Source organism: Paenisporosarcina sp. TG20, from assembly GCF_000286315.1.
In the GTDB taxonomy this organism is placed as follows: Bacteria; Bacillota; Bacilli; order Bacillales_A; family Planococcaceae; genus Paenisporosarcina.
The window spans coordinates 1-8176 of sequence record NZ_ALJG01000189.1 but is presented as its reverse complement, the minus strand read 5'-3'; the positions used below and the strand labels follow the sequence as shown (position 1 = coordinate 8176).

Below are 8176 nucleotides of genomic sequence, written 5' to 3'. Positions count from 1 at the left end.
CAGGAGCACATGTTTTTACAGTGACGAGGAGACTGAAGCCATGCCCGCGAAAAGCGTCCACCGTAGCGGAAGTAAACGGGTTTCTATGGTTATCCTTCTTAAAAGGACCGGGCGAACTTTGCCCGTTTTTTCTTAGTTGGTTGACTTTTGATCATCTAATTATAGGGGTTTCTAACTTATTTAATTGAAAAAGAAGTATTTCAAAGCTGACAACTATAATGGGGGCGTATAATGGTTATTTTCTGTTGAGTGAGCGAAAAGTTCTAAGGATGAAAAGTAGTCCATTCAAAGAGTTAACGATGAGTATAAACTTGCTGCACATTTTTTCACCTTAAAAAGGAGTTACTCGTACTGAGTAACTCCTTTTTAAAAACATACAAATGTATATAAAATTGATGTGCCATGAACCCAGTGTTCCAAAATGTGTAGACATTCTAAGACGGAGTTTCTTTTCTTTGTGAAGAGTTTCCATGTTGTGAATTCTTCGAACAGTGTCTAGGTAGTTATGCGGAATTCAGTCCCTTTTAAAAAATTAGAAGTTCACCTTAAATATTTACCCCGCATGAGTACTTTTGGAGAACCAAGAAAGTTGTGTTGGCTTCAACCCATTAACCATTACCAATTGTTTTAAAAATATGAATAATGAATGCTAAAAAACTAATAAGTTTTGCACACATTTTAGAATTTTCACATATTTTGGTGAAGAGGTGGTGAAAAATGAGTGAAATAAATAAAAATCCAATAGAAACGGAACAGCAAGAATGGCGGAAGCAACTAATACAAAAGCGATTTAAGACATTGTTGACCATTTTTTCACCTATAAGTCTCTTAATTATCTGGGAGTTTTTATCACAAACCGGACTAATTGATGCCCGGTTTTTCCCACCACCAACAGCGATTGTATCCACATTCATTGAATTACTCACAAGTGGTGAATTGTTTCATCATATTAATATCTCGTTGTTTCGAATTTTTGTTGGTTTCTTACTAGGTGTCATTCCAGGGATCATTATTGGGTTATGTATGGGGTTGTATGCACCAATACGGCACTTCATTTCCCCGCTTATTATGGCACTAATGCCGATTCCTACACTTGCTTTATTACCTTTAATATTAATCATTTTCGGAATTGGAGAAACGTCGAAAATAATAACCATAGCAGGAAGTGTCTTCTTCCCAGTTGTAATCAATACAGTTGCTGGAGTCATCTCAATTGAATCTATTTATTTAGATGTCGCGAAAAATTATGGAGCTAATCGTAAAGATTTCTTCTTGAAAATAGCTTTACCTGGCTCACTTCCAGTTATGTTAGAAGGAATACAAATGGGGCAGGCAATCGCTTTACTTACGATTGTTGCGGCTGAAATGATGGGAGCTCAATCAGGTATTGGCTATTTAATTTGGACTTCTTATAGTGCGTTTTTAATAAAAGAAATGTTTGTTGGATTGATTCTTATTTCGTTCTTTGGTTATATCTTTTCATTGATACTACGAGGTTTACAAAGGAAATTATTACCATGGAGGTGACGACGAGTTGAGTCAAAACCCAAAAATATCGATTAATGAATTGACGAAAGTATTTTATAAAAAGGAAAATAGTGTAGCCGCGTTAGAAAACATTTCACTAAATATCGAAGATGGTGAGTTTGTCTGTCTCGTTGGCCCAAGTGGTTGTGGGAAAACGACGTTGTTACGTATATTAGCTGGATTGGAAAACCAAAGCTCAGGTGATTTCACAATTGAAAAAAGTAGCAAAGATCGACCAAACCAATCTATGGTGTTTCAAGAACGTGGCATTATCCCTTGGTTAACAGTTGAAGAAAATGTTGCATTCGGACTTAAAATGCGTCATTTGCCAAAATCGCATGTGAAAGAACGAACTTTCTATTTTTTGAATAAAGTGGGACTTACAAAGTTTGCAAAGATGTATCCAAAAGAGCTGTCTGGTGGAATGAAGCAACGTGTAAGTATCGCGCGAGCCTTTGCAAACGATTCGGAAATCTTACTTATGGATGAACCATTTGGGGCTTTAGATGAACAGAATAAATATATTTTACAGGAAGAACTATTATCAATATGGTCAGAAACAAAGAAAACGGTGTTATTCATCACCCATAGTATTGATGAAGCACTGTATCTAAGCGATCGTATATTACTAATGAGTGCACAACCTGGCAAAATAAATAAAGAGATAAAGATTGACTTGCCTCGGCCAAGAAAACTAGAAGATATTCGAACGAACCCTGATATGGCTTCTAAGTTTTTAGAAATCTGGAGCCATTTACAGGAAGAAGTACTAGGATCAAGATTGTGAAGGGAGCGTATGAATGAAAAAGTGGTTAGGAATGCTTTTGGTTTTAGTTTTAATGGTAGGTGCTTGTTCAAAAGAAGAGATGGTCAAGGTAAACGACGACGTTAGTAAGGATAATCCCTCAGGAGATTTAGCTCCATTAAATGAGAAGACGAAAGTTGTCATCGCTGAAGACGGTTCCGCTTCAGGTGCAGGCTTTTATATAGCGAATGAAAAAGGGTATTTTGATGACTACAACATCGAAGTTGAGTTTGCCACATTTGCAAATAGTGATGATATGTTACCTGCACTTGCATCGGGAGAGGTTGATATTGCAGGGGGAATTTCATCGGCTGCTTTCTTCAATGCGATTGCACAAGGAATTGACGTTAAAATTATTGCTGATAAAGGACATAACGCTGAAGGACGTTCCTACTTCACATTCGTAATTGGTGCTGACAAACAAGATGAAATAAAAGAATATAGTGATTTAAAAGGAAAACGAATTGCAGTTTCAGGACAGCATGGAGTAGACGATTATATCTACCATCTAATGCTCGAGCACGCAGGTCTTACGAAAGATGATGTGGAATTTGTACTTATGCCTGATTTCGGTACAATGCTAGCTGCTATTGAAAATGGGTCGATTGATGCGGCTTTAAATATTGAGCCACTGATTACTCAAGGTGTTTCTCAAGGAATGCATGTGCGTTTTGGTGACGCAACGGACTTTGCTCCAGAAGCACAGATTGCGATGGTGCTTGGTTCGCCACAATTTATGAACGATGAGCAAGAAGTATCGTTACGTTTCATGGCTGCTTATCTAAAAGGAGTTCGTGATTATAACGATGCCTTCAAAAAAGACATTGAAAAAGATGAAATCATCGAAATAATGGCCAAATACACAGCTTTGAAAGACGTAACGGTCTGGGAAGATGTATTTGTGACAGGACTTGATCCAAATGGAAAAATGTTCATTGGAGATATTCGCGATCAATATGAGCTTTATAAGAAAAATGGAGCAATTCGTGGAGAATTTAAGTTTGATGAGGCAATCGATACGGCAATAACTGAAAAAGCAGTAGAGATTATTGGGATATATGAATAGAGATAACATTCTGTGAAATTTAAAAAAAGCCTAAATGCTATTGTTTAGGCCTTTTTTCAATTTTTCCGTGAAGTTTATCTGAAATGTGCATTAAAGCCTATCGAAATGTATAATTTTATGTTTTAAATGTCGTGAATTTGGGTGTGAAATATATATCTAAGTGATGAAAAAATCGGATGATTAAATTATGATTTACAATGGAATTGAAAATCATACCCCAAACGGTAAATACAATGAAGTTTTGGTTTTTGACCCAACTAAATTAGAATAGTTTTTTTCTTAAATTATTACAATATTTGAATACATAAGAAATTTTTATTATAACCCCAAATTGAAACATAGTTAGTAAACCTTAAGTTTCATTAAAAAGGACTATCCCATTAAAGGTTTAGTTTTTTAAAAATTCTTTTTAGGTAGATCATAAACTAATAATAATTAATTACGAACTAACCAGTGAACTTGGAGGACGTCTGTGTACATCCATGTAAAGTGCGGACACTTTATGGGGATAGTAGGGATGTTCAACTTCCATCCTTCCACCATAAAGGCATACTGTGCCCTTCTTAGGAGATTCATATGAAATCTTGATTAAACATCTCTCGAATAGTTAAGTTTTTTAGGGACAGGACTAGGTATGATGGTAGTTTTTCGTGTTGTAGAAGAAATGAAAGGCAAACTTGAGATACAAAGTAAAATCGGAGAAGGAACAAAAGTAACAATTGTTCTACCCAATGAAGATTCAGTTAGAGAGGATCAAATGGTTACAGATTTCGCATTTAATGATAGATAGTCAGTTAACATGTGAATATATCCATGATGCGCTTGTAGCTCGAAGGTGCTATTACTTAATGGATGAAAATCCCTAACATACTGTAGTGGCAGAAATGTTTAGCTGACTGGTAGTGAGTATGGGCATTCCGAAACTTATAGCAGACCTTCTATGTTGTGAAGAAAAACAAAACTAGTTAGAAGATTTTATATTTCAGATGCGCATGAATTCATTCATGCGCATCTTCCTAATTTTGGGCATTTATTACTGCTTAAAAATAGTGTATTTCAACTGTTTGAACTACATAACTCTTATTATTTACCAATAAAAGATTAAGATGTTAGGAAAGAGGGTAATAACAGAATAAGAGATATGATAAAATAAAGTAGTAGTTGATATTTCTGAACTTTCTAAATAAAATGATAAAGAGAGGGTGTTGATATGTTTAGTACGTATAAAGTAAAACCATTTTTTGATGAAATGTTAAATGCTAGTGGTACACCCAAAGACCATTATCAAAAGTTTTATGATATGCTTCATAACTTTTCTGATGAAGAACTTAAAGAAAAACATGAAACTGCCCAACTATCTTTTTTGAGACAGGGAATCACCTTTACTGTTTATAATAATAATGTAGGTGCTGAACAAACGATGCCATTTGATTTTGTACCAATTATCATACCACCAGAAGACTGGGCAACTATTGAAAAAGGTATGGTACAACGTACTGAAGCGTTAAACTGTTTTTTGAGTGATGTTTACAATGACCAGAAAATAATTAAAGATGGTATTGTCCCAAAGGAATTAGTAGAAGATAATCCTTATTATTATGCTAAACAAATACAAGGAGTAAAAATTCCGTTAAATAATCACATCTTTCTTGCGGGAATAGATTTAATCAGAGATGAAAATGGAAAATACTTAGTCCTAGAAGACAATTTACGTAATCCGTCGGGCATCTCATATGTCTATCAAAATCGCTATGTCATGCGTCAAGTGTATCCTGAATTTTTCGCGAAACATTCGGTTCAAACTTTAGAACATCAAGTGACTTATTTACATGAAGCAATCACAGATCATGCACCAGAAGGAGTAGAAAATCCTCGAGCAATTATACTAACTCCAGGTATTTATAATTCAGCTTACTATGACCATTTATTTTTAGCACAACAAATGGGCCTTCAGTTAGTTGAAGGACGTGATTTAATCGTCTTAAGTGATATTGTTTATATGAAGACGATTCGCGGACTTGAAAAGGTCGATATTATCTATCGACGAATTGACGATGACTTTTTAGATCCAACAGCTTTTCGTGAAGATTCAAGCCTAGGTGTAATTGGTTTATTAGACGCTTATCGTAAAGGGAATGTGGCGATTTTAAATGGGATAGGGAATGGTGTAGCAGATGATAAAGCGATGTATGTATATGTCCCAGATATGATTCGCTACTATTTAAAGGAAGAACCAATTATTGATAACGTAAAGACGTACCGGTTAGAGGATCCTATTCAAAGAGATTGGGTACTAGAACGTTTAGAAGAATTAGTGATTAAAAATGTAGGTGCTTCTGGAGGGTATGATATGCTAATAGGGCCGCATGCTTCCTCAGAAGAAATCGAGGAATTCCGAGAGAAAATTCTCGAATCTCCTAGCCAATATATTGCACAACCAACAATCAAGTTGTCTAGAGCACCAGCGTATCAAGGGGATGATTTTTATCCTTGTCACGTAGACCTGCGTGTGTTTGTGATAAGAGGAAAAGAAACTCACGTATTCCCAGGGGGGTTATCCCGTGTGGCGCTTAAAAAAGGGTCCCTAGTCGTCAATTCTTCACAAGGCGGTGGCGGTAAAGATACGTGGGTTATGAAGTCAGGAGGGATGACTTAATGTTAAGTCGTGTAGCAGATTCACTTTATTGGATGTCCCGTAATATCGAACGTACTGAATTGAACGCACGAATTTTAGACGTTCACTTAACTCAAATGGTTGAAACCTCAAATGAAGAAATGATAGATGAAAAACAATGGCAACTATTGTTTGGAGTTTGTTCTACAGAAGAAGAATTAGAAAAACTTGAAAATAAGCCTAATGTTCAAGACCAAGACTTATTACACTACTTAGCTTTTCATCCTGACAATTCGAATTCTATTTTAAAGTGCGTGAGTGTGGCACGCGAAAATGTGCGAATTAGTCGAGATCATTTACCTAATGAACTTTTTGAAACATGGAATGATTTATACCACTATACACTTCAAGCCGAACGAGAGCCTTTTTCAATACAACACCTACGAACATTTTTAAAAAAAGTTAAAATGACGACATTGATTGCCCAAGGGATTATCGAATCTGGTATGTCTCGTGGAGTTTCTTACCGAATGATTAAAATAGGGAAATGGTTAGAGCGTGCAGAAAAAACAGCACGCATTTTAAATGTTGTATGTGATCGAACACGGGAAGCGCAATTATTGTATAAAGGCGAAGATTACTATGCATGGTTGTCTGCTCTACGTATGTTAAATGGTTATGAAGCATTTTTAAAAGTAAACCGTCCTAAAATGGATCCGAAAACCATCTTAACTTTTCTAATTACGGATGAATCATTCCCAAGGTCGATTCATTACAATATTAATCATGTACGAGCAGCCGTTGATACTTTGGAAAATGCAAAAATTGCACATTATTCTTTCGAATTATATTATGCTCTTGAAAATTTAAAGAAAAATTTTGATGAAATGTCTATTCATAAATTAAATTCAGATGATATGTTAGCTTTTTTAAATCGTTTCCAAAACCAGTGTAACGAGATTGGACAAATTTTTTCTAAGACATATTATTTAATTGAGCCAAATTCAACGCAAGAACAATTAAAATTACCTGAAGTACCAGAACCACCGAAGTTTTTGATTTCTTCATCCATGAAATACAAAATTGAACATACTAATGTATTTGATTATGATACATGGGTTGATCAAAGCATGAATTCAATACGCTTAACACCACGTACAGATGAGTGTCAACGCTTACTGTCTTACCGAACAGATATTACGCCTGTAGCTCTTACGAAAGGACATGTGGATATCTGGGGAAACAATGTTGAGGCATTCTTTATAGCAGATCCGCATAAGCATTTAGAAGTTAAAGCGACTTCGATAGTTAGTATTCAAAAGAGTCCATGGATACATCGTATTAATTTTTCTCCAGAGATGTATGCTATTTTCCATTCTGATTTATTTAATAACCATTATTTAGCGTATTTAAGCAATACGGCTTACACTTATCTCACACCTGAACAAATGTTGGAAGTAGATGGCGAAATCGGAGAAATGTACAATCCTGTGCAATATTCGATAGATGTAATGGGCTATTTGCATAAGCGTTTTACCTATGATGGATCGTCTACAGACGTGTCAACAAAGGCAAAAGAGTCATTCAACTTGAACAAAGGTGTGTGCCAAGACATTTCTCACGTTATGCTAGGAATACTGCGTACCAAGCACATCCCTGCAAGATATGTCAGTGGTTACTTGTATGTTGGGGAAAATTCCGCACTAGTCGGAGACGCAGCGAGCCATGCATGGGTTGAAGTGATGGTACCTGGAATTGGCTGGGTAGGACTTGATCCAACAAATAATGTAGAAGCACTTGAAAATCATATTCGCGTTGGTGTGGGTCGTGACTACGGAGATGTTAGCCCCGTTCAAGGGGTATACCGTGGTGGTAACCATAAATTAGATGTAAAAGTATCAGTAAGTTTAATTGATTAATAGAATGAAGGGGCTGTCTTAAAAGTCATTTAAAATGACTTTTAAGGGCAGCCCTCTTTTTATAAAATAAAAAAGTATATGTTTTTCCGAGTTATACCTTTGAACTTGGAGTAGCTATGTCTAGCTCCGAGCGCCAGCCCGCGGGCCCTTTTGGGGGTCAGAAAGACGAAACGTTCGTCTTTCATCCTTCCAGCGCCAACGTCGGGCTGCAAAGGAAATCATACCATAAACCAAAGTGGATACTG

Annotated in this window: 5 protein-coding genes and 1 pseudogene; all 6 read left to right on the top strand. The window is 36.1% G+C overall.

Annotated features, from left to right (window positions below; all coding sequences use genetic code 11):
• The first annotated feature begins 717 nt into the window (after positions 1-717).
• Positions 718-1527, top strand: a complete 810-nt coding sequence (locus B371_RS0103250; RefSeq protein ID WP_019412884.1) for an ABC transporter permease — start codon at positions 718-720, stop codon at positions 1525-1527.
• A 7-nt stretch (positions 1528-1534) separates the two neighbouring features.
• Positions 1535-2314, top strand: a complete 780-nt coding sequence (locus B371_RS0103245) for an ABC transporter ATP-binding protein (protein WP_019412883.1) — start codon at positions 1535-1537, stop codon at positions 2312-2314.
• A 13-nt stretch (positions 2315-2327) separates the two neighbouring features.
• A complete protein-coding gene (locus tag B371_RS0103240) occupies positions 2328-3398 on the top strand; it encodes an ABC transporter substrate-binding protein (protein WP_019412882.1) in 1071 nt (356 codons plus the stop codon).
• Between the two features lie 631 nt (positions 3399-4029).
• Positions 4030-4188 (top strand): annotated as a pseudogene (locus B371_RS22660) (hypothetical protein); the annotation flags it as partial.
• A 420-nt stretch (positions 4189-4608) separates the two neighbouring features.
• Positions 4609-6054, top strand: coding sequence for a circularly permuted type 2 ATP-grasp protein (locus tag B371_RS0103230; protein ID WP_019412880.1), 1446 nt, complete (start codon positions 4609-4611; stop codon positions 6052-6054).
• Positions 6054-7931 (top strand): alpha-E domain-containing protein, encoded by a 1878-nt coding sequence (locus tag B371_RS0103225; RefSeq protein WP_019412879.1) that lies wholly within the window; start codon positions 6054-6056, stop codon positions 7929-7931. Before B371_RS0103230 ends, B371_RS0103225 begins: the two co-directional genes overlap by 1 nt.
• Positions 7932-8176 lie beyond the last annotated feature (245 nt).